We start from the raw sequence: 22,826 nt of genomic DNA on the forward strand, positions 1-22,826 counted from the left end.
TTCTTCAGTCCCGCCTTCGCTTCAAGTCCTCACTCGTGCCTCGCTCCGGGCTTTATGCACCAGTCGGGTTTAGGTGCGCATGATAGTACGGCTATTTTCGTTTTATAGCTAATCGCAGAGAAAACCGCGTTCATCTGCATAAGCACCTGTAAATAAACGGGATGGTAGCGGCATACTTTTGCGCCAGCCTGAGCGGAGTCGGAGGGCAGCAAAAGATATAGCGAACAGCCCGGCCGGAGCATCCCTATGAAATGCTACAGCACCTTTCCAAATTATAATCTTATTTCTTTTTGAAAAGCAGTTGCACAAGCATTTGGGTTTCTTCAGTCCCGCCTTCGCTTCAAGTCCTCACTCGTGCCTCGCTCCGGGCTTTATGCACCAGTCGGGTTTAGGTGCGCATGATAGTACGGCTATTTTCGTTTTATAGCTAATCGCAGAGAAAACCGCGCTCATCTGCACAAGCCTTTGTACCTAAACGGGATGGAAGCGGCATCCTCCGATTTAAGCACTATTTTTTGTTTTTTTTATGGAGTGCTTGGTTGTTCCGCGGGTTTCATCGGAGATATAGCGAACAGCCCGGCCGGAGCTTCCCGATAAAACGCTACAGCACCTTTCCAAATTAACAATCCCTCATTTTGGTCACCAGAAAACCTTTATTACCTTAACCTGTTAATTTATGCAGCTGCTTTCTTGTTAAGATAAAAACAACATCCTAACTTAGCTGGCGACCAACTTATTTCATAAACAAAGCATGAGCCATTTTAATGATTTTAATAATGCGCAGGTAGCTAAATTGCCCAATCACTTAAAGCAGTTTATTGTTGCACAAAATTACGAGAAATACACGCCTGTAGACCAGGCCGTATGGCGGTATGTAATGCGCCAAAATTATAGTTATCTTAAAAATGTAGCTTATTACCCTTATATAAAAGGCTTACAACGAGCTGGTTTGAGCATAGAATACATTCCTGATTTACAAACGATGAATGATAATCTGGGTAAGATTGGCTGGGGTGCCGTAACGGTTGATGGATTTATCCCACCCGCAGCTTTTATGGAATACCAGGCCTATCGTGTATTGGTAATTGCTGCCGATATCCGCCAGATTAACCACATCGAATACACCCCGGCACCAGATATTATACACGAAAGTGCCGGCCATGCCCCCATTATCGCCGATACCGATTACAATAATTATTTAAGTTACTTTGGTTCTATTGGTGCGAAAGCCATGTTTTCAGCAAAAGATTTTGAGCTTTACGAGGCCATCAGAAAATTATCCATTCTGAAAGAAGCGGTAGATGCGGATGAATTGCAGATTGCCCGGGCAGAAAAGGAACTGCGCTATATTAGCGAAAATATGGGCGAGCCCTCTGAAATGGCATTACTAGGCCGCTTACACTGGTGGACAGTTGAATATGGCTTGATTGGCACTTTAGAAAACCCGAAAATTTATGGTGCAGGCTTACTTTCATCTATTGGAGAAAGTGCAACCTGCATGAAAAATGATGTAAAAAAACTTTGGTACAATATTGATACGGTTAACTACGCTTACGATATTACCAAGCCGCAACCGCAGCTTTTTGTAACGGAAACATTTCAAAACCTGATTGATGTTTTGGAAACCTTTGCCAATACCATGGCCTTTAGAAAAGGTGGCGCTGAAAGTATAATGAAAGCCATTGCCTGTAAAAATGTAGCCACTGCTGTTTACAGTTCTGGCTTACAGGTTAGTGGTATTTTTACCGATATGGGCATAAGCCCTAATGATGAAGTAACCTTTGTTAAAACTACAGGACCATCTGCACTGGCCTTTAATAATAAACAACTTACCGGACATGGAAAAGATTACCACGCAGATGGCTTCTCATCACCTGTCGGCCGTTTGAGGGGATCAGAAAAACCGTTGGAGGATCACAGTCTACCTGAACTACAATCACTGAACATCAGCAAAGGTGAGAAAACCGTATTAACATTTGAAAGCGGCATCAGCGTAAGCGGTACGGTTAAAGATATGATTATAGAAAACAATAAAGTCCTTTTAATTGCCTTTAACGATTGTACGGTTACCGAAAGTAACGGAAATATATTATTTAAACCAGAATGGGGTACTTACGACATGGCTATTGGGGAAAAAATCGTTTCTGTTTTTAACGGAGCAGCAGATAAAGATGCTTATGAGGAGATTACCTTGATCAGTAAAGAGAAAACGCATCATATTACTTATGATGATAAAACGCTAAAACTGCATGGTTTATACCGGGCAGTCAGGGCGATTAGAGAAAGTGGTGAAAACCTGGATCAGCTTGGCGAAATCTTTTTAAAACTAAAAACAAGCCACAGGCAAGACTGGCTTTGCGCCCTGGAAATTCTGGAGATTATTTACCATAAAGAGATTTATCCTCAGCTGGAAAAGGAAATCCAGGTGTATCTTGAAATTAAGGCCGGTAAAGAACCAGATCACACCAAATTAATCAATGATGGTTTACATGTGATTAAAAATCCGGTAAGTCAGCTGCTTGTGGAAGATTGAATTTTAGCTTAAATTTCATTAACTTTACGTTATGACAACGATCACAGTACAAGTAGATAACGAACAAAATGCTGCGCTTCTTGAAAAGATGCTGAAGGCATTATCTTTTGTAGAAGATGTTGATATCAAAACCCATCAGCCTAATATGGTTGAGGAGCCTAGGGGATCTTATCAGAAATTAAAAAAAGCAATTGACAATACCGAAGGCAATTTAATGTTTAAGGATATTAAAAATCCATCTAAATGGCAAAGTGATTTAAGAGATGAATGGGAACGTAATATTTGATACGAACATAGTTATCTATTTATCTAAAAAACTTTTAGCTCCCGAAAAAGTATTTGCAGAAAACATCATTTATTCTATTTCCATAATATCAAAAATGGAATTACTTGGATATGGATTTAAAGACAGATTGGAAGAAAGATACATCAGCGAGCTAATTGGTTCTTTAAACGTTATACCTTTAAATGATGCTATAGTAAATATGACTATAGCTATCAGAAAAACTAACAAAATCAAACTTCCAGATGCTATTATTTATGCTACAGCGCAAGTAATGAATGGGCAACTCTTAACAAATAATACTGCTGATTTTGAAAAAATAAATAGTACTGTAATACTTGTTAACCCGCTAAATTCATAAAAGCGTTTAATTCTCATATCTTCAACCTTTTAACTCTACAACAATTTTTAATTCCTTTTAATGAACATTATAATTACAGGTGCCAGCAGCGGAATCGGTTTCGAAACCGCTTTAGAGTTTAGTTTACAGAAAGAAAACAAGATTGTTGCTATTGCCCGTTCGGCAGACAAGCTGCGTAAACTGCTGGAGATTGCCCGTGGCATTAATCCCGACTGCACACTTTTACCGGTAGAGTTTGACATTGTAAACGATGACTATGCCGCACTGATTCCTTTTTTGAAAGAGCGTTTAGGTACGGTAGATATCCTGATCAACAATGCGGGTGCTCTAATCAACAAACCGTTTTTAGAAACTACGGAAATTGACTTGGGCGAGATGTTACAGAGCAATGTGATTTCGCATTTCAGAATGATACAAAATATTTTGCCGTTAATGCAAAGCGGAAGCCACATTGTGAACATTGGCAGTATGGGTGGTTTTCAAGGGAGTGTTAAATTCCCCGGACTTTCAGCATATTCAGCTAGTAAGGCAGCCTTACACACCCTAACAGAATGTCTGGCTTTTGAATTGGCAGAAACCGGAATCAAAGTGAATTGCCTTGCCCTGGGATCTGCACAGACAGAAATGCTGGAAGCAGCTTTTCCCGGATACCAAAGCCCTGTGATGGCTTTTGAAATGGGAAAATATGTTGCTGATTTTGCCAAAACCGGGCATAAATTTTTTAATGGAAAAATTTTACCTGTAGCAGTTACCACACCGTAATCTTATATTTTTTAGTAATTTGCAATATCGAAAAACTAAAAAACCTATGGAAACAAATTCTCCTTTTAAAACAGCAGATCGTGGCAAGAACGCGGCAATAGTAAGTTACTTTTGGTTTATTGGCTGGTTAATTGCCTATTTTGCCATGTATAAAGACAACCAGACTGAACTAAGCAGGTACCATTTAAAACAAACACTGTTGTTCCATCTGGTGTCAACCGTATTGAGCTGGGCATTAAGTTTACTGTTAATTCCATTAATTTTTTCAACAGGCTTTGGAGGCAGTTACTATATTCTGCGTATTGTTCAGATCGGACTTTTCGTATTGTGGATAATCGGATTAATTGCCGCCATTCAGGGAGAAAAGAAACCAATTCCTTTAATTGGCGACAAAGCTCAAACCATGTTCCCAAATATTTAATCGAAGCTAAATATCTAATTTAAGTCCGGATTAATGCGTCCGGACTTTTTTGTTTTAACTGGTTTTCAACATTTTAATGCACTTTATATATTTTTCATATCTTTGTCTCTAACATATGAAGAAAATAATAGTCCCGATTTTGTTTTTCATTTTGTCTGCCACGGCAGGAAAAGCCCAAACAATCTTACCCGCACAGTACCAGGAACTGGTAAAGAAATTAGTGGCCAGTCTTCCAAAAAATACTACGGTTACAGAGAAAAGTTCTTCCACAAATTCAACTACGCTTATCGATTTTGCCAAAAGTATGCTGGGTATACCCTATCGTTATGCCACAAGCAACCCAAAAGTTGGTTTTGATTGTTCCGGCTTCGTGAGTTATGTATTTAGTAATTTCGGTTTCAAAGTTCCACGTTCTTCGAGAGAGTTTAGCTATGCGGGTAAGGAAACCAGTTTAGAAAATGCAAAAGTGGGCGATGTGTTGATTTTTACCGGCACTAATTCAAGAATAAGAAGGATCGGTCACGTAGGGATTGTTTATTCGATTGACGAAAACGGAATTAAATTTATCCATGCTTCCTCGGGTAAAGCACATCAGGTAACCATCACCGATCTTAACGGCCATTACAAAGACCGTTTTATGAAAATTGTAAGTATCCTTTAATTACTTTTTATATTTCCACATTCTTGTCTTGCCCTCTGCAAGCCATGCTAAAGTGGTTTCCAATCTTTTTAATCTGGTCGCTTCGGTTTTGGCTTCTTCCAGCCATAATATATAATCTTTTTAATTGGAAGGACTGAAATTCAGGAATACTGCTAATGCTTCGGGTGCTTCATTTAAGGCCTCTACAAAATATTCCGGTACAATAATCTCTTTTTTCTCAGTAGATTTTGGCTTTGACGGCAGCTTTACGTTGTCTTCATTTAACTGAATTGCCTGTTGAATGTAAGCGATCAGGATTTCATCTGAAGGCAGATCGTCAAAAGATTTTATTTTGCCCAATAAGCCCATGGATTCAGACCGTTCTTTAAAAATACCATAATCATCGCTTATTAATGCTCCTTTCCAGAAACCAAAGGCGCAATGATGTTTGAAGGAAGCCATATGGCAAACCGTACCTTTATAATCGAAGAACGGCATCCCCCATTTAATTTTCTCTTCAATCCGGGCATCAGCTTTATGTACCAGATTTCTTAGATGATCTAAGATAGGAATGGCAAATTCTGCAGCGTTGATAATGTACTGATCTACTTGAACACTGGTATGCATAGGATAAGATTTTATAAATGAATTTACAACAGAACAATCTTTAAAGCAAGATCTATATCCCCTCCATTCAAAAATTTCCTGGCCAGTTCGTGCAGCTCTCTTTCTCGGTTGGTGCTGTCGCCAATGGTTGCATCGAGTATTTCTTTTACTTCGGGGTTTGTGCTGATCAAATCAATTTCTTCATCAGTAGGTAATTGCTCCACGTTGCCGAGCATACCCAAATCGTTTCCGGTTAATACTTTCGAAAAACGGACTGCTTGCGGTAAACGGTCTACACCAATACCCAGTTTGGCTAAAGGTTTAGCCACCTTAAACAAATTATCACTGGTTACCCGGCAATACCAATCGCCACCCAAACGTGCAACAAGATCCATTTTATGCTGATCTATTTTGCCATTTTCATCTAAAACCGCCTCATTAATATGAATCACTTTTATTTCAGCCAGTACGAGGTTTCCAGCACCGTGTTTACCACCTAAAGCAATCACTTCATTCACCACACACTCAAACTGCACTGGCGCTTCTGCAACTCTTGGTGGCCGAACCAGATCAGATTTTAACATCGTAAATCCCGCCTTCCCAAACTCATTTACGCCTTTGGCATATTCAGTACTTGCCAAACTCATCTGCTGCACCATATCGTAATTTACAATATTGATCACGCATTCTTTAACCTCCAGAACATTTTCCAGGCTATGTTTGGTGGTATTATCGCGCACTCTCCTCGATGGCGAAAAAATACAGATCGGTGGATTGGTGCTGAACATATTAAAGAAACTGAAAGGGCTTAAATTTATATTTCCTTCAGCATCAATAGTAGAGGCAAAGCAGATCGGCCGCGGAGCGATGGCATATTGCAGGTAGTTTTGTAGTTCTACCGGGGATAAATCGGATATATTTAAGGTTAGCAAGAGTATTTTGTTAAATGTTGATAAAAGGTTAAAAACTGAGATTACAATAAAGAGTGTCCGTCATTTCGAGCGAAGTGCAACGAAGTCGAGAAATCTATCTCTAGGAAGATCTCTCCGTTGCGCTACACTTCAGTCGAGATGACGATCCTTTCATTAAACTGTTATTCTGTTTATTTTACTTTTTCTTCAAAGCCAGGATAGAAAAATCTGTATCGGCCTTTGTAATCGTATTGGTTAATGCACCCAAACCCGTTATCTCCATCTCCACCACATCACCAGGCTGCAGCCATTGTACTTTATAATTCGGATCGTTAAGTAAACCGGTACCGTTTAACTCCAGAAAACAACCTGTCCCAACTGTTCCTGAACCAATTACATCTCCGGGCAGAATATCTACACCGTAGGCACAACGCTCTATAATTTCGGCAAAAGTCCAGTCCATATCGGCAGCGTTTCCTTTTGATACCTCAATGCCGTTTACCCTGCAGGTCATTTTAAGGTCGTAAGCGTTACCCACATGTCCTTCTTTAGGTGCAACTTTATACTGCAGCAATTCATCTGGTGTTACCAACCATGGACCAATTACGGTAGAAAAATCTTTTCCTTTTGCAGGGCCTAAATTCAACAACATCTCTTCCATTTGCAAAGTACGGGCACTCATATCGTTCATTACCATGTAACCTGCAATATATTCATCTGCTTCGGCAGCTTTAATGTTTCTACCTTTTTTACCAATAACAACGGCGAGTTCCAGTTCGAAATCCAGCTTGTCAAAATGATCTGGCATGCATTCAATTTCACCTGTTCCCTGAATAGCATTATGATTGGTAAAATAAAAGATCGGATACTCATCAAATTGAGGAATCATATCTACTTTTCTGTTTCTGCGTGCCGCAGCAACATGCTGCCTGAAAGCGTAACCATCACGGCAACTGGTAGGATGCGGAACAGGTGCTAAAATCTCGTAAAAAATTTCTTCTTTAGCGGCTAAACTACCCTCTTTTATCTGGTCATCTATTCTTTTTGCTCTTTCCATTAACACTTCGCCACCTTGTAAGAACATATTCATATTATCCGGAAGCAATTTATCGCAGCTATTTAAATTATAAATATGCCCCTCGATAAATATGCCCAGATGCTCCCTGTCTTCGGTTTTATAAGATACTAATTTCATATATGATTTGGTTAAATACGCGGTAAAGCTAAGCAATTAGCCCATTCAAAATAAAACTTAAGCGTGATTATTTTACTAAGGTATTCTTGTGAAGATGTAACTAAAGATAATTAAAATTTTAACTTTTAAATAAAATACTTACCTTGGTACCATTAAAACCATGATCTTAAAAGCATTACATATCAATCTGGTAAACGACGCCATTGCGGCCCGTCGCTACAGTATGCTATCCAAGCTGATCATGGCTCAGTATTCGCTGTAACTTTCATCTACCTTTCTTTTTATTTGAAACGCATTGCCGTTTTAATTGTTCAATTATTAGGATTTTTCTTTCTAACCATAACATCATTTAATTATGCCTGTTTATCATAAAATGGGGCAGATTCCAGCTAAACGTCACACGGTTTTTCGTAAGCCTGATGGGAATCTTTACGCCGAAGAACTGGTATCAACCGAGGGTTTTTCCAGTTTATATTCATTGGTTTATCACTGCCATCCGCCAACCATTGTAAAACACTTAGGCGAGCCTTATAGTGTTGAGCCAAAAATAGCGCGCGAAAAGCACTTGAAACACACCAGTTTAATCGGTTTTAACATTAAACCGGAAGATGATTTTCTACAAAGCAGAAAAGCTGTTCTGGTAAATAGTGATCTGCATATCGTTCTGGCTGCACCAAGAAAGTCGATGACCGATTATTTTTATAAAAATAGTCAGGCCGATGAGATGATTTTCGTACACGAAGGTTCCGGAAAGCTGAAAACAGGGTTCGGAGAAATCAAATTCGCTTATGGCGATTATCTGATTATCCCCAGGGGCACTATTTATCAGATGGAATTTGATACGGAACAAAACAGGTTGTTCATTGTAGAAAGTTTTAGTCCGCTAAGGCCCCCAAAAAGATATTTAAATCAATATGGGCAGTTAATGGAGCATGCGCCTTATTGTGAACGCGATTTGAGACTGCCAGAAAACCTGCAAACACATGATGAGTATGGTGATTTTAAAGTACTCATTAAAAAGCAGGGCTTAATATATCCTTACACGTATGGCACACATCCTTTTGATTATGTAGGCTGGGATGGTTATCATTATCCCTATGCTTTTTCTATACACGATTTTGAACCGATTACAGGCCGGTTACACCAGCCACCTCCGGTCCATCAAACTTTCGAAGGGCACAATTTTGTGGTTTGCTCTTTTGTTCCACGTAAATACGATTACCATCCTGATTCGATTCCTGCGCCTTACAACCATAGCAATGTAGATAGTGATGAAGTGCTTTATTACGTTGATGGTGATTTTATGAGCCGCAAAAGCGTGGTTAAAGGACAGATTACGCTACACCCGGGCGGTATCCCGCATGGGCCACATCCGGGTACAGTGGAAAAATCAATCGGAAAGGAAAAGACCGATGAGCTGGCGGTAATGATCGATCCTTTTAAGCCTTTAATGCTTACACAGGAAGCCCTGGATATTGAAGATGAAAGCTATCATAAAAGCTGGCAGGAAGGATAGTCGCGAGTCTTGAGTCCTTAGTCTTCAGTCGGAAGTCCGGAAATCGAAGATAAAGTGCAGATCAAATAAGCGCTAAATCATAATCAGCCTTAATAAATATTTTAACAATAAAGATTTCCCATCCGACTTCGGACCTCTGACATCGGACTTAAAACGATATTAAAACTTTACACTAAATAATAACAACATACATCCGACTTCGGACCTCCGACATCGGACTTAAATAACAAACAGATGGAAACACAAACATTCGCAGAGAAAATATCAAAAGCACCAGATTTTCTGCCTATTAACGGAACAGATTATATCGAATTTTACGTGGGTAACGCCAAACAGGCCGCTCACTATTATAAAACCGCGTTTGGTTTTCAAAGCTTAGCCTATGCAGGGCCAGAAACCGGCGTACGCGATCGTGCATCTTATGTATTGCAACAGGGTAAAATCAGGCTGATCTTAACCACAGCACTAAAATCAGATCATCCAATATCAGAACATGTAAAAAAACATGGCGATGGCGTAAAAGTATTGGCACTTTGGGTAGACGATGCCTATAGTGCTTTCGAAGAAACCATAAAACGTGGTGCCAAGCCATACATGGAGCCTAAAACCTTAACTGATGAAAATGGCGAAGTTAAAATGAGCGGCATTTACACTTATGGCGAAACGGTACACATGTTTATTGAACGTAAAAACTATCATGGAACTTTTATGCCGGGTTACCGTGTTTGGGAAAGCGATTATCAACCTGCTGATGCCGGTCTTTTATACATTGATCATTGTGTGGGCAATGTGGGCTGGAACCGGATGAACGAAGCCGTACAATGGTATGAGGATGTAATGGGATTCGTAAATATTCTATCTTTTGATGATAAGCAGATTAATACTGAATATTCGGCCCTGATGAGTAAAGTGATGAGTAATGGCAACGGTTATTCAAAATTCCCGATCAATGAGCCTGCAGAAGGTAAAAAGAAATCACAGATTGAAGAATACCTGGAATATTATGAGGGCGAAGGCGTTCAGCATATTGCCGTAGCGACAAAAGATATTGTTAAAACGGTTAAAGAATTAAAATCGCGCGGCGTTGAATTTTTAAGTGCTCCACCAGAAGCCTATTATGATATGATGCCACAACGTGTAGGCAAAATTGACGAAGAAATATCTTTGTTAGAGAGCCTGGGCATTTTGGTCGATTGCGATGAAGAAGGCTATCTTTTACAGATTTTTACCAAACCAGTTGAAGACCGCCCTACCCTTTTCTTCGAGATTATTCAGCGTAAAGGTGCACAAAGCTTTGGTGCAGGTAACTTTAAAGCACTATTCGAATCGTTGGAGCGCGAGCAGGAATTAAGAGGCAATTTATAGTGTAATATGTAATTCCGTCATCTCGAGCGGAGTGCAACGTAGTCGAGAGATCTGCTCATATAGATCTCTCCATTTCGCTTTGCTTCAGTCGAGATGACGGCTAATTATCGCCTATAACACCTCTCCCAAATGCTTGTAATTCGACTTTATCGTATCCAGAACCTCACTCATTTTTCCACCGAGCATTAATTTGGCCATCGATTCTGTCATGCCTTTTATTTGCTCCCATTCTATTTTTGGTGGCATTGCCAAAGCATTAGGATTGGTCATGATATTTAACAAAACAGGCCCATTTTCATTCAGCGCATAACTAATTGCAGTTTCCACTTCTTCGGGTTTGGTTACCGTCATTCCTTTAAATCCCATGGCCTGTGCTACCAATGCAAAATCGGGATTAACCATGTCAGTTTCATTATCTGGCAAACCATCAACCTCCATCTCCAGTTTCACCATTCCCAGGGCCTTATTGTTAAAAACAATCAGTTTTACAGGCAGGTTATATTGTTTGATAGTAGCCAGATCGCCTAAGAGCATGGATAAGCCGCCATCACCACACATCGCAATCACCTGTTGTTCAGGATGTGCCAATGCAGCACCAATGGCCATTGGCATGGCATTCGCCATAGAGCCATGGTTAAAAGAACCCAGCATTTTACGTTTGCCTGTTCCATCAATAAAACGTGCTCCCCAAACGCAGCACATGCCGGTATCAACGGTAAAAATGGCATCATCAGCCGCTAAACGGTTTATCGTTTCGGCTACAAATTCGGGCTGGATTTTATTTTCCTCACCCTGATCTTTAACATAAACCTGCTGCCTTTCCTTAACCTTCTGATAGAATTCTAACTGAGATTGCAGGAAACTATCGTCTTTTTTCTCGGAGATGACTGGTAATAAAGCTTTTATGGAATCACTGATGTTTCCACATAAACCCATGGTCAGTTTAGCCCTTCTGCCCAATCGTTCAGGCTTTTCATCAATCTGCACAATTTTGTTCTTAACCGGCATAAAATTAACATAGGGAAAATCTGTTCCCAGTAAAAGCACTACATCAGCCTCGTGCATGGCATGGTACCCTGATGGCTGTCCTAAAAGGCCTGTCATCCCCACTTCATAAGGATTATTGTATTGTATGCCCATTTTCCCTCTGAAAGAAAATCCCACCGGTGCTTTTAATTTAGCGGCTAATGCTACTACTTCATCATGTGCTTCGGCTGCACCGATACCGCAATAAATCATAATTTTCTTTTCACCATTAAGCAGGTCTGATAAATCTTTCAACTCCTGATCAGATGGACGGATCATCGGTTTATTATTGAATAGTTGCATAGAAGTTACACTTTCCACCGCATCCAGTTGTGCCACATCGCCGGGCAAACCAAAAACGGCAACGCCTTTTTTATGAATGGCATGCTGAACAGCCGTTTGAAACATCCTGGGCACCTGCTCGGCGGTGGTGGCTACCTGGTTATAGTAACTACAATCGTCAAATAATTTTATGGTATTCGTTTCCTGGAAAAAGTCCATTCCAAATTCGCCTGTCGGAATGGTTGATGCTATGGCAATTACCGGAACATGACTTCGGTGTGCATCATAAAGACCGTTAATTAAGTGTACATGACCGGGGCCACAGCTGCCCGCACAACACGCGATTCCGTCAAGTTCGGCTTCGGCGGCGGCAGCAAAAGCCCCCACTTCTTCATTGCGTACGTGGATCCACTTTATTTTGCCATTTCTTCTTACAGCGTCGTTGAAATAATTCAAACTGTCTCCGGTAACGGCGTAAACTCTTTTTACGCCAACCTCAACCAGCATGTCTACCAGTTGTTCTGCAACATTTTTACCCATGAAAATACTTTTTAATGATGGATTTGATATACCTAATAAATAGTAGAAGCTGGCGGATTGTTTTAGGCTAAAAGCAAAAAGAACCAATCTGACCTTGAAAAGACTTTAGATCGGTAGTAACATCTGTAAGCAACAACAGCTGCATGAAGTTTCTTCACTAAAACTTCATAAATGAAGTGCACCTTTGAAATAACAAAACACGAAGCGATTTCAATTTTGTTAAATTCTAAAAACTCATAATTAGTTTTTTAGTTTTCCGGTTACCCTTATCTGATACCTCATGTATTGCAAAATACATGAGGTTTTTTTGTTAAATTATTCAATAATACTCCATTTGGAATTATGAAATATCTGAAGGTTTCTTATAGATCTTTTTAACAGTATTCGTCACCCTGAACCGAGCCTCGCGAGTTCACCGATGGTAAGTTATTTCAGGGTCTATCTAACAAAAAGATGCGGACCAAGAAGTAGCTACAAGGCAATTGAAAATACTATTTCCACTTGTAAAACAAGTTCAGCATGGCGACCTCATTAAGACCAGAAGTTAATACGAATAAATATTAATCGAGCCTAAGTAAATTTCTGCTATCTAATCTTTATAAAAAGCGAACTAAGCCGCCTACTCATGCTGATTTCACTGATATTAATTGCATTACAAGGGCAAAACCAGATATGCCCAAGCTGTTTTTGGAAAAAAGAAAGAGATTCATCTCTGAAAAAAGAGAGGTCAACTTTAAAAACCGGAGTTCTCTAAATCACTCCGCACTTTCTTTAAGCATCTGGTACAAATCGGTTGCACCGCCGTCAAATTTAGTTCCGTTAACATAAAATGAAGGCGTTCCGTTTACGCCACTTCGTACGCCGCTATCAAAATCATCTTCTATTTTTTGTTTAATCTCTTCTGAAGCATTGTCTCGCTGAAACTGCTCCAAGTCTAAACCAATCGTTTCGGCCAATTCGTCAAACAGCTCAACATTTAGGCGGTATTGATTTTCATAAAGTGCATCGTGCATCTCCCAAAACTTGCCTTGTAATCCAGCCGCTTCTGCAGCTACAGCAGCCGGAAACGCGAACTCGTGTGCATTTGCTAAAGGAAAGTGGCGAAAAACAAATCTGATCTGATGGCCAAAAGTCTCCTCAATTTCTTTCATAATCGGGTAGGCATCACCGCAATACGGACACTGATAATCGCCAAACTCCACAATGGTAATACTTGCCGTATCATCCCCTTGAGTATGATCCAGACTATTTATTTCAGGTTTTAATGTACTCATCGCTTTTATTTCTTGCTTAATTTCTCCAATGCATCCAAAATACCATCCGCACCAGGATTAACGGCTACAGGTGATAAATAGCTCCATGCAATTTTACCTTCTTTATCAATCACAAACAGTGCCCTTTTACTTTCGCCAACTTCCTCATCATATACGCCATAAGCTTTAGAAACCGCGCCCTTCGGTTCAAAATCAGCCAGTAACGGAAAATGAAGCTTTCTATTTTCTGCAAAGGCTAAGTGGCACCATACCACTGTCTACAGAAACTCCAAAAATCTGTGCGTCATATTTATTAAAATACTTTAGCATTTCGTTATAAAGTGCCATCTGGTCGCTGCATACCGGACTCCAATCTGCAGGATAAAAAGCCAGGATAACATTTTTACCTTTAAAATCCTTGAGTTTTATTTTTTGGTCGGGGGTGGCATTTAATTCGAAATCTGGTGCAGTATCGCCTTGTTGTAACATATTAAGAAGCTTAAAATTTAAATCATGAATAAAACAGTACTAATGCCTTCTTGTTTTGTAACAAAAATCAACCTAATTTTTGCCGTTTGATTAAATAAGACTGAAGAATCGGGTAAAAACCCTCATTCATATCGGCATCTATTAAATCGATTTTATATTGAGCACATTTCAGCGCAATCTCTTGTCGATAAGTAGAAACTGCTGTTATATAATTCTCTCTTACTTGATTGGCATGTACTTTAATCATCTCTCCGGTTTCCATATCAATAAACTGGTACGGACGGTTCTCAAAATTGAAATTGACCTCTTTTCTTTTATCAACCACGTTAAAAACCACTACCTCATGTTTGTTGAATTTCAGGTGTTGCAGGGCATCGAAAAACTGATCAGTTTTATCTGTACTTATTTGGGTATTGAACAGATCGCTAAAGATAATCACCAAGGAGCGTTTGTGGATCAGTTCTGCTACCTGGTGCAGTGCCTCACTTAAATTGGTCTTTGCGTTTACCTTTGGTTTCTGTAGCAGCTCTTCCAATTGGGTAAATAAATACTTCTGATGTACTGTGGTCGATTTTGCAGGAGAATTGAACAATATCTCATCGGCAAACAAGCTAAGCCCGAAAGCATCACGTTGTTTCTTTAGCAGGTACATTAGCGATGCTGCAGCCTGTATAGAAAATATCAATTTATTGTTTTTAGGCTCGGGAAAGTACAAGGACGAGGAAACATCCATCACAAACTGACAACGCAAATTGGTTTCTTCCTCGAAACGTTTGCTGTAAAGTTTGTCGGTTTTGGCGTATAATTTCCAATCTATATTCTTAACGTTATCACCATTATTGTACTGACGGTGTTCGGCAAACTCAACCGAGAAACCATGAAAAGGGCTTTTATGCAAGCCTGTAATAAAACCCTCTACCACTTGCTGCGCGAGCAATTCCAAATTACCATAGCTTGTTTCGTTCTCATAGTTTACAGCCTGCATATCGTAAAGCTAATGAAAGATTTAGAAAATACTCGTAAAAACCGATCAGATTTTGACGGCAAAACTATATTTCGTTAACAAGCACAGCTTTGGGCGCATTAATATTCTTATGAGTGACTTGGAAAGCAATTGCAGCACTTAGCCGCCAATGCAGCCCCGCCCCCGCTTCTGCCGATTGAAAAAAACCGGCATCTCGCTACGGTCGGGTTTAGGTGGCGCCGACTGTGCTACTATCTTTGGTAATTAAACCAGATTGCAGTGAACATTCCGATCCTTCATCGGAATAAAATGGAATACGAAACAGCAAGCCGCCATGAAACCGGACCTCCATCTCCTAAAACAAATAGATTTATTTGAAGGTTGAAAGCATAGCCTTTGAGTTTTTAGAACATAATAAAAAAGACCCAAATATAAATACACCTATTTTCCATCTAAGAGAGCCATAATTTGCTCTAGCTCAGCTTTTATTTCTGAACATGATAATAGTAAAGAGGTATTGGGCTTTATGATTGTTTTAATCACTTTACCTCCAGACAAATAATACCGGGCTTCTGTAGTATTTTTAATTTTAAACCCTTTTAAAGAAATCGGCTTATCGTATACCGTTTCTTTTTTATATAAAAAAAATAAGTTTTTATTGTTTAAATAGTAATCGGCCACAGTCTTTCCTGTTTCACCATAGAAAACACAATGTATTTTTTTAAGCGCACCTTTACTATAATAGCCGGTTACCACACCACCTTCTGCCGACATTCCGAAAGCATCTCTAGTTCTTTTCCTAAAAAACTTGAGTTGTTTATTAATTAGCGCAAAATCCGACTTGATTTTTTTGATTGCGGCTACGCTATCTATCGTATTGTTAGTTGGAGTTTTGTCACCTGCAAAAGTATTGTGGCTGCTGCAGATCATGGCTATTAATAGCACAAGCCATTTTAAATAATTTTTCATTGTTAAATCTTTGATTACCAAAAGTAGGCGGTAAAATTTATACACTTAAAATAGTCAAAATTCTCGGCGCCTCAAATCTTTAGTAATCCAATCTTTAAAGAATAATAATTAGTGAGCGTATGCATTCAACATCTGCCGATAGGAAAACGGCATCACCCGAAGATCGGATCTAAGTGGGGCCTAATGGCCATTTCCCTTGGTAAATAAACCGGATTAAGCGGAATAGCCGGATTCCGACATTCCGTCGGGAGAGGACTATAAACGAAAGCGGGGCAGCAAGCCTCCATGAAAACCGGGCCTCCATCTTCTAAAACAAATAGATTTATTTTAACGCTTACAGCAAAGCCTTCAAGTTTTGAAATATAATAAAAAGACCTCACAGGTTTTTGAAACCTGTGAGGTCTGAATAACAAAAATTAAAATTAATTACTTCTTCGCTATCTTATACAAATGTCCGTTATCGGTTACCGAATAAAGTGCTCCATCTTTTTCTACCATATCTCTGAAACGTTCGCCTTTACCTTCCAGTAATCTTTCCTCGCCTACAATTTTATCATTTTTTATCACCAACCGGATAATATGCGAACCGCCTAAACCTCCAACAAATAAATTTCCTTTCCACTCGGCTATGCTATTGCTGTTATAAAAAGCGATACAACCGGGCGAAATACTCGGATTCCAATAATAAACGGGCTGTTCCATCCCTTCTTTTTGCTGAATGCCATCCCCCACTTTTTTACCGCTGTATTCTGTTCCGTAAGTAATAATTGGCCAGCCGTAATTTTTGCCTGGCTTAATGATGTTTACTTCATCGCCACCTTTAGGCCCAAATTCTGCTTCCCATAAATCACCGGTTTGTGGATTGATAGCCAAGCCATCCGGATTACGAAGGCCATAAGCATAAATTTCAGGTCGGGCATCGGCTTTACCGGCAAAAGGGCCATTTGCCACAGCTTTTCCTTCAGGAGTAAGATGCAAAATTTTGCCTAATGAAGAATTTAAATATTGTGCCTGTATCCTGATGTCGTTGCCGGAACGTTCGCCTGTACTTACAAATAAATTTCCATTTTTATCAAAAACAATTCTTGATCCGTACTGAAGTTTACCAGAATAAGCTGGTGTAGCACGGTAAATAACGGTTTGGTTTTCTATCGCAGTCTCACTTGCAGCCAATTTACCTTTCGCAATGGCCAATAATACGCCATTATCCTGTGGCTCTGAATAAGCCCAGTAAATCATCCTGTTTTTAGCGAAGTTGGGATCTAAAGTTACATCCAGTAAACCACCCTGACCAGACGGATCTACTTTTGGTAAACCTGTAATCTTTTTGCTCAGTTCCCCGTTGGCATTTAAAATAACCATGGTTCCCTGTTTCTGGGTAATTAAAAAACGGCCATCAGGAAGTACCGAAATAGCCCAGGGATTCTCCAGTTTCTCATTGATTACCGTAATATCCAAAGAGGTTTTGGTTTTTACACCTGCAATACGGGTCTGCCCGGTAAAGGCTGGTTTATAATCTGCAGATGGGGGGTTAGTTTCAACCGGATTTTGGGCCGATACACAAGCAATATTAGCACAGTTTAAAGCTAAACCAGCTAATAAAATCGATAAAGTTTTATTATTAAATAAGTGATTAGACATGATGGTTAGTTTTTTTGATTAAAGAAACAAAATTATGTTTGCATTAAAAAACCCAAATTCTTGTTATGAACCTGGGTTTTAAATATGTTACAAGCCCTTAGGCTGATCTTTTTGCTTTAAGCTTAAACTAAGCAAGTTGCTTGTTTAATTTTTCTGCCAACACCGATTTTGGAACAGCACCAACTTGTTTGTCTACCACTTCACCACCTTTAAAGTATAATAAAGCAGGGATGTTGCGGATACCAAACTGCATTGAAATTTGTGGGTTGTTATCAACGTTTACTTTTCCAACTACCGCTTTGCCATCATATTCTTTAGCGATCTCTTCTACAACTGGACCAACCATGCGACAAGGGCCACACCATTCTGCCCAAAAATCTACTAATACGGGTTTATCTGATTTTAATACAAGCTCCTCGAAGTTTGCATCTGTGATTTCTAATGCCATAATTATTTTTTTTATGTTCAAATATATGTATTCAATTGCAATGCCACCAATTCTGTAATGCCAATTTGACATTATTTTGAGGTAGAGGGTATAAAGGTGTAGGGTTGAAGGTTTAGGACGTTTAGGCCTTTCGCCTTAAACCTTTCCTCCTTCCGCCTTAGTTCAATTTATAATTTACAACATTCATACCCATTAATTGTTCTAAGAACTTGTTGTTGGGGTTAATTTTTAAATTTTTAGAAGGTAAATCGAGCATAATCTGCTTTTCACTATCAAAAACAGCAAAATTGAGTTGGCAGTTTTGCTGCTCCGAATTTGCCTTATTGTCTGCTAATATAGCCTCAATTTCTCTCATCAACTGATCGTTAACCCGCTCAATAGGCACTTGGATCGTTAAACTCTTTGCTAATTTATCACGCAGTTCAGACATCAGGTTAATTGCAGTGATTTTAAATTCCCAATCGCCTGCTTTTCCGAAACGCTCGCCTACCCTACCCCTGATCTGTAAGAAATATCCTTCGGTTAAAAATGATTTAAACTTTAAAAAATCTTCACCAAACAAGGCCATTTCGCAGGCATCATCATAATCTTCGAAAACAAAAGTTCCGAAAGGTTTACCGGTTTTGGTAATCCGCTGCGATGCCGTTACCACCAGGCCACCTACACAAAGCTCGCGGTTTTTTAATTTTTCAAATTCGGCCAAAACCTCCTCGTTGCTATCGCCCATACGCACCTTATTGATGATACTGAGCTGCCGGACACTATTGGTACAGAATTTATCGAGTTCGAGTTTATAATTATCCAATGGGTGACCGGAAAGGAAAATCCCGATTGCATCTTTTTCATATTTCAACCGGTCCATTAAAGCCCACTCTGGCGAAACAGGTAAACTTGGCTCTAAAATCAGATCGGCCTTTGATCCACCAAAAAGTGAAGCCTGCGAAGTGCTTTCATTGTTCTGAAAATCATTGGCATATTTAATAATCTTTTCAATGCCATTCATTTTATCATTCGGGCCGATATAAAAATACTGTGCCCTATGCCCACCAAAGGCATCAAAAGCACCGCTATATACAAAACTCTCGTAAGCTTTTTTATTTACAATACGCGTGTTGGAACGCTTGGCAAAATCGTACACGCTGGCATAAGGTCCGTTGGCCGTGCGTTCTTCGATGATACTCTCTACCGCTTTCTCGCCCACTCCTTTTACTGCCGACATCCCGAAACGTACCTCTCCTTTGGCATTAACCGAAAATTTAAGATCAGATTCGTTTACGTCCGGACCTAAAACAGTCACACTCATCTGGCGACACTCTTCCATAAAGAAAGCCACCTGCTTAATATCGCTCATGTTATTGGATAGTACCGCAGCCATATATTCGGCAGGATAATGCGCTTTCAAATAGGCCGTTTGATAAGCAATCCATGCGTAACAGGTAGAGTGCGATTTATTAAAGGCGTAAGATGCAAATGCTTCCCAGTCTTTCCAGATTTTCTCTAAAACGGTAGCATCATGGCCTTTTTCCGAAGCTTGTTTTACAAACTTAGGTTTCATCTTATCCAACACGTCTTTTTGTTTCTTACCCATTGCTTTACGCAAAACGTCGGCCTCACCTTTGGTAAAGCCAGCCAGTTTTTGCGATAAAAGCATTACCTGCTCCTGGTAAACGGTAATCCCGTAAGTTTCCTTTAAATATTCCTCACAGGCGTCCAGATCGTATTTAATTTCCTCCTCGCCATTTTTACGGCGAACAAAACTCGGGATATACTCCATTGGTCCCGGGCGGTACAAAGCATTCATGGCAATCAAGTCATCAAAAACCGTTGGTTTAAGCTCTTTCATGTATTTCTGCATACCCGGACTCTCGTACTGGAAAATACCAATGGTTTCACCGCGCTGGAAAAGTTCATAGGTCATCACATCATCAATCGGGAAATTATCGGGATTGAGATCAATACCATGTCGTTTCTTAACCAGTTTCACGGTATCTTTAATCAGGGTTAAGGTTTTTAGCCCCAGGAAGTCCATTTTTAATAAACCGGCGCTTTCTACAACCGAGTTATCAAACTGGGTAACATATAAATCTGAATCTTTGGCTACCGATACGGGAACAAAATTGGTAATGTCGCTCGGGGTAATGATCACACCACAGGCATGGATACCTGTATTACGCAACGATCCCTCTAAAACCTGTGCTTGTTGGATGGTTTCGGCACTTAAATCTTTCTGGCTGCCCAGGTTTTTCAGTTCTACAACTTTCTCATATTCATCAGGACGTAAAGCATCTTTTAAACTTTTCTCGTCGAGGTTAAATATTTTAGCCAGCTTCATATTCGGGATCAGCTTGGCAATTTTATCGGCCTCAAACAGGGGCAAATCCAATACACGTGCTGTATCGCGGATAGACGATTTGGCCGCCATGGTACCATAAGTAATAATCTGCGCTACCTGGTTGGCACCATATTTATTAATTACATAATCCATTACACGTCCACGCCCCTCATCGTCAAAGTCGATATCGATATCGGGCATGGATACACGGTCGGGATTTAAGAAACGCTCAAAAAGGAGGTCGTATTTAATCGGATCAATATTGGTAATACCCAGGCAATAAGCCACTGCTGAACCTGCAGCTGAACCCCTCCCAGGCCCTACTGATACGTCAAGATTACGTGCCTCTGCAATAAAATCCTGTACAATCAAAAAATAACCCGGATAGCCGGTTTTTTCAATCGTGGCCAATTCAAAATCCAGACGTTCAATTACATCATCGGTTAAGGTTCCATAGCGACGTTTTGCACCTTCGTAAGTTAAATGCCTTAAAAATTTATTCTCACCACGTTTACCACCATCAACTTCATCTTCAGCAACCAAAAATTCTTCAGGAATATCAAATTTAGGTAACAGTACCTCACGGGCCAGTTTATAGGTTTCAACTTTGTTCAGAATATCCTGAATGTTCAAAATCGCTTCGGGCAGATCAGCAAAAAGTGCCTTCATTTCATCAGCCGATTTGAAATAGTACTCCTGGTTAGGTAAACCGTAGCGATAACCACGGCCACGGCCTATTGGTGTAGCCTGCTTTTCACCATCTTTTACACAAAGTAAAATATCGTGCGCATTGGCATCTTTTTTATTTACATAATAAGTATTGTTGGTTGCCACCAGTTTAACGGCATGTTTGCGGGCAAAAGCAATTAATGTTTCATTAACACGGTCTTCATCTTCCTGGTTGTGGCGCATCACTTCGAGATAGAAGTCATCGCCAAACATTTCCTTCCACCAGATCAGCGCTTCTTCCGCCTGGCTTTCGCCCATGTTTAAGATCTTGCTGGAAATCTCACCGCCCAGGTTGCCGGATAAAACAATGATATCTTCCTTATACTGCTCTATAATCTGTCTGTCGATACGCGGCACATAATAGAAACCCTTGGTATAGGCAATCGACGACATTTTGGCAAGATTGTGATAGCCATTTTTGTTTTTCGCCAGCAGTACCATCTGGTAGCCATTATCTTTTGCGGTACGGTCTAAATGGTTTGCGCATACGAAAAATTCCACCCCTACTATCGGTGTCATTACCACCTCGGTAGGACGTTCGCCGGCTTCTATTGCCGCAGCATTTTTGGCTTCGGCCGCTTTATTGTGATTAAGTACGTTGTTTACAAAATGGAAAGCCCCCATCATGTTTGCATGATCGGTCATGGCTACAGCGGGCATTTTTTGTGCGGCAGCGGCCTTTACCAGATCAGGAATGCTGATGGTACTCTGTAATACCGAAAACTGCGTATGGTTATGCAAATGCACAAATGTTGCAGCAGCAAGTTCTTGTTTATTATCGGCAAGTTCCTGTTTAGAAATTCCACTGCCTTCGGTTTTTTGCTGGCGTTTACGGATTTCATCAGATGCAGCCTTTAAATTAATATGCTTTAATCCTATGCCCTGAATTAAGCCTGGGTTTACTTCTCTAAAGCGGGGAAAATATTCTACATCAACAAGCAGTTCTTCTTTTTTGAATACCTCTCTTTTTATCAGTTCCAGAAAACAACGCGTGGTAGCCTCAACGTCGGCGGTAGCATTGTGGGCTTCATTAAAGGGTTCACCAAACAAATAAGAATGTAATTCTGTCAAGGTTGGCAATTTAAATTTACCGCCCCTACCTCCGGGCAATTGCAAAAGTTGTGCGGTAACTTCGGTACAGGTATCTAAAACGGGCATTTCTGCCAGGCGGTTAGCCACCCCGAAACGGTGAAACTCGCAGCCCATAATATTCACATCGAAACCGACATTTTGCCCAACAATAAATTTGGCTTTGTTTAAAACCTCATTAAACCTGGCCAACATTTCGTCAAAACCTATACCTTGTTCTGTTGCCAGTTCTGTAGAGATCCCGTGGATCCGTTCTGCATCATATGGAATATTAAATCCCTCTGGTTTTACCAGATAATCCTGATGTTCAACCAATCTCCCCATCTCATCGTGCAGCTGCCAGGCAATCTGTATACAACGCGGCCAGTTATCTGTATCGGTAATAGGTGCATTGTAATTGCGGGGCAGCCCCGTGGTTTCAGTATCAAAAATTAAGTACATATTGTGCGGCAAAGAATTAACCGTTGTAAA

21 protein-coding genes are annotated in these 22,826 nt (G+C 40.1%); 8 read left to right on the top strand and 13 right to left on the bottom strand.

Annotation, left to right across the window (positions count from 1 at the left end):
• The first annotated feature begins 751 nt into the window (after positions 1-751).
• The 6 genes from ACFE6N_RS21645 (at position 752) to ACFE6N_RS21670 (ending at position 5,021) form a co-directional block, all read left to right on the top strand.
• On the top strand, positions 752-2,533 hold the full coding sequence (locus ACFE6N_RS21645) for an aromatic amino acid hydroxylase (RefSeq protein ID WP_378939959.1): 1,782 nt from the start codon (positions 752-754) through the stop codon (positions 2,531-2,533).
• 31 nt (positions 2,534-2,564) lie between these two features.
• A complete protein-coding gene (locus ACFE6N_RS21650) occupies positions 2,565-2,819 on the top strand; it encodes a hypothetical protein (protein ID WP_378939960.1) in 255 nt (84 codons plus the stop codon).
• A complete protein-coding gene (locus ACFE6N_RS21655) occupies positions 2,797-3,177 on the top strand; it encodes a type II toxin-antitoxin system VapC family toxin (protein ID WP_378939961.1) in 381 nt (126 codons plus the stop codon). Before ACFE6N_RS21650 ends, ACFE6N_RS21655 begins: the two co-directional genes overlap by 23 nt.
• A gap of 60 nt (positions 3,178-3,237) precedes the next feature.
• Complete coding sequence (locus ACFE6N_RS21660; RefSeq protein WP_145856113.1) at positions 3,238-3,939, top strand: SDR family oxidoreductase; 702 nt, start codon at positions 3,238-3,240, stop codon at positions 3,937-3,939.
• A 46-nt stretch (positions 3,940-3,985) separates the two neighbouring features.
• Positions 3,986-4,360, top strand: coding sequence for a DUF4870 domain-containing protein (locus ACFE6N_RS21665; protein ID WP_378939962.1), 375 nt, complete (start codon positions 3,986-3,988; stop codon positions 4,358-4,360).
• 115 nt (positions 4,361-4,475) lie between these two features.
• Positions 4,476-5,021, top strand: coding sequence for a C40 family peptidase (locus ACFE6N_RS21670; protein ID WP_090988050.1), 546 nt, complete (start codon positions 4,476-4,478; stop codon positions 5,019-5,021).
• On the opposite strand, the gene ACFE6N_RS21675 is transcribed toward ACFE6N_RS21670, so the two are convergent.
• The 4 genes from ACFE6N_RS21675 to ACFE6N_RS21690 form a co-directional block, all read right to left on the bottom strand.
• Positions 5,022-5,132, bottom strand: coding sequence for a YdeI/OmpD-associated family protein (locus tag ACFE6N_RS21675; RefSeq protein ID WP_378939997.1), 111 nt, complete (start codon positions 5,130-5,132; stop codon positions 5,022-5,024).
• A gap of 9 nt (positions 5,133-5,141) precedes the next feature.
• Positions 5,142-5,627, bottom strand: coding sequence for a DUF1801 domain-containing protein (locus tag ACFE6N_RS21680; RefSeq protein WP_378939963.1), 486 nt, complete (start codon positions 5,625-5,627; stop codon positions 5,142-5,144).
• A 23-nt stretch (positions 5,628-5,650) separates the two neighbouring features.
• The gene (locus tag ACFE6N_RS21685) at positions 5,651-6,538 is read right to left on the bottom strand and encodes a flavin reductase family protein (protein ID WP_378939964.1); all 888 of its coding nucleotides are present in this window, start codon (positions 6,536-6,538) and stop codon (positions 5,651-5,653) included.
• A gap of 175 nt (positions 6,539-6,713) precedes the next feature.
• On the bottom strand, positions 6,714-7,712 hold the full coding sequence (locus tag ACFE6N_RS21690) for a fumarylacetoacetate hydrolase family protein (protein ID WP_090988044.1): 999 nt from the start codon (positions 7,710-7,712) through the stop codon (positions 6,714-6,716).
• Positions 7,713-8,067: 355 nt separating this feature from the next.
• Here ACFE6N_RS21690 and ACFE6N_RS21695 point away from each other — a divergent pair, with 355 nt between their 5' ends.
• Complete coding sequence (locus tag ACFE6N_RS21695; protein ID WP_378939965.1) at positions 8,068-9,228, top strand: homogentisate 1,2-dioxygenase; 1,161 nt, start codon at positions 8,068-8,070, stop codon at positions 9,226-9,228.
• A gap of 234 nt (positions 9,229-9,462) precedes the next feature.
• On the top strand, positions 9,463-10,593 hold the full coding sequence (hppD, locus tag ACFE6N_RS21700; RefSeq protein ID WP_378939966.1) for a 4-hydroxyphenylpyruvate dioxygenase: 1,131 nt from the start codon (positions 9,463-9,465) through the stop codon (positions 10,591-10,593).
• Between the two features lie 111 nt (positions 10,594-10,704).
• On the opposite strand, the gene ACFE6N_RS21705 is transcribed toward hppD, so the two are convergent.
• The 9 genes from ACFE6N_RS21705 to dnaE form a co-directional block, all read right to left on the bottom strand.
• Positions 10,705-12,441, bottom strand: coding sequence for a thiamine pyrophosphate-dependent enzyme (locus ACFE6N_RS21705; protein WP_378939967.1), 1,737 nt, complete (start codon positions 12,439-12,441; stop codon positions 10,705-10,707).
• 755 nt (positions 12,442-13,196) lie between these two features.
• Positions 13,197-13,715 carry a DsbA family protein gene (locus ACFE6N_RS21710; RefSeq protein WP_378939968.1) on the bottom strand — a complete coding sequence of 173 codons (519 nt, stop codon included), beginning with the start codon at positions 13,713-13,715 and terminating at the stop codon, positions 13,197-13,199.
• Positions 13,716-13,720: 5 nt separating this feature from the next.
• Positions 13,721-13,969, bottom strand: coding sequence for a redoxin domain-containing protein (locus ACFE6N_RS21715; protein ID WP_378939969.1), 249 nt, complete (start codon positions 13,967-13,969; stop codon positions 13,721-13,723).
• Positions 13,935-14,183 carry a redoxin domain-containing protein gene (locus tag ACFE6N_RS21720; protein WP_378939970.1) on the bottom strand — a complete coding sequence of 83 codons (249 nt, stop codon included), beginning with the start codon at positions 14,181-14,183 and terminating at the stop codon, positions 13,935-13,937. Before ACFE6N_RS21720 ends, ACFE6N_RS21715 begins: the two co-directional genes overlap by 35 nt.
• A gap of 67 nt (positions 14,184-14,250) precedes the next feature.
• A complete protein-coding gene (locus tag ACFE6N_RS21725) occupies positions 14,251-15,168 on the bottom strand; it encodes a DUF58 domain-containing protein (RefSeq protein ID WP_378939971.1) in 918 nt (305 codons plus the stop codon).
• Positions 15,169-15,588: 420 nt separating this feature from the next.
• On the bottom strand, positions 15,589-16,116 hold the full coding sequence (locus tag ACFE6N_RS21730) for a hypothetical protein (protein ID WP_378939972.1): 528 nt from the start codon (positions 16,114-16,116) through the stop codon (positions 15,589-15,591).
• Positions 16,117-16,542: 426 nt separating this feature from the next.
• A complete protein-coding gene (locus ACFE6N_RS21735; protein WP_378939973.1) occupies positions 16,543-17,757 on the bottom strand; it encodes a PQQ-dependent sugar dehydrogenase in 1,215 nt (404 codons plus the stop codon).
• A gap of 127 nt (positions 17,758-17,884) precedes the next feature.
• Positions 17,885-18,205, bottom strand: coding sequence for a thioredoxin (trxA, locus tag ACFE6N_RS21740; protein WP_039482143.1), 321 nt, complete (start codon positions 18,203-18,205; stop codon positions 17,885-17,887).
• A gap of 157 nt (positions 18,206-18,362) precedes the next feature.
• Complete coding sequence (dnaE, locus tag ACFE6N_RS21745; protein WP_378939974.1) at positions 18,363-22,796, bottom strand: DNA polymerase III subunit alpha; 4,434 nt, start codon at positions 22,794-22,796, stop codon at positions 18,363-18,365.
• Positions 22,797-22,826 lie beyond the last annotated feature (30 nt).

Source organism: Pedobacter sp. BG31 (assembly GCF_042464845.1).
Classification (GTDB): Bacteria; Bacteroidota; Bacteroidia; order Sphingobacteriales; family Sphingobacteriaceae; genus Pedobacter; species Pedobacter suwonensis.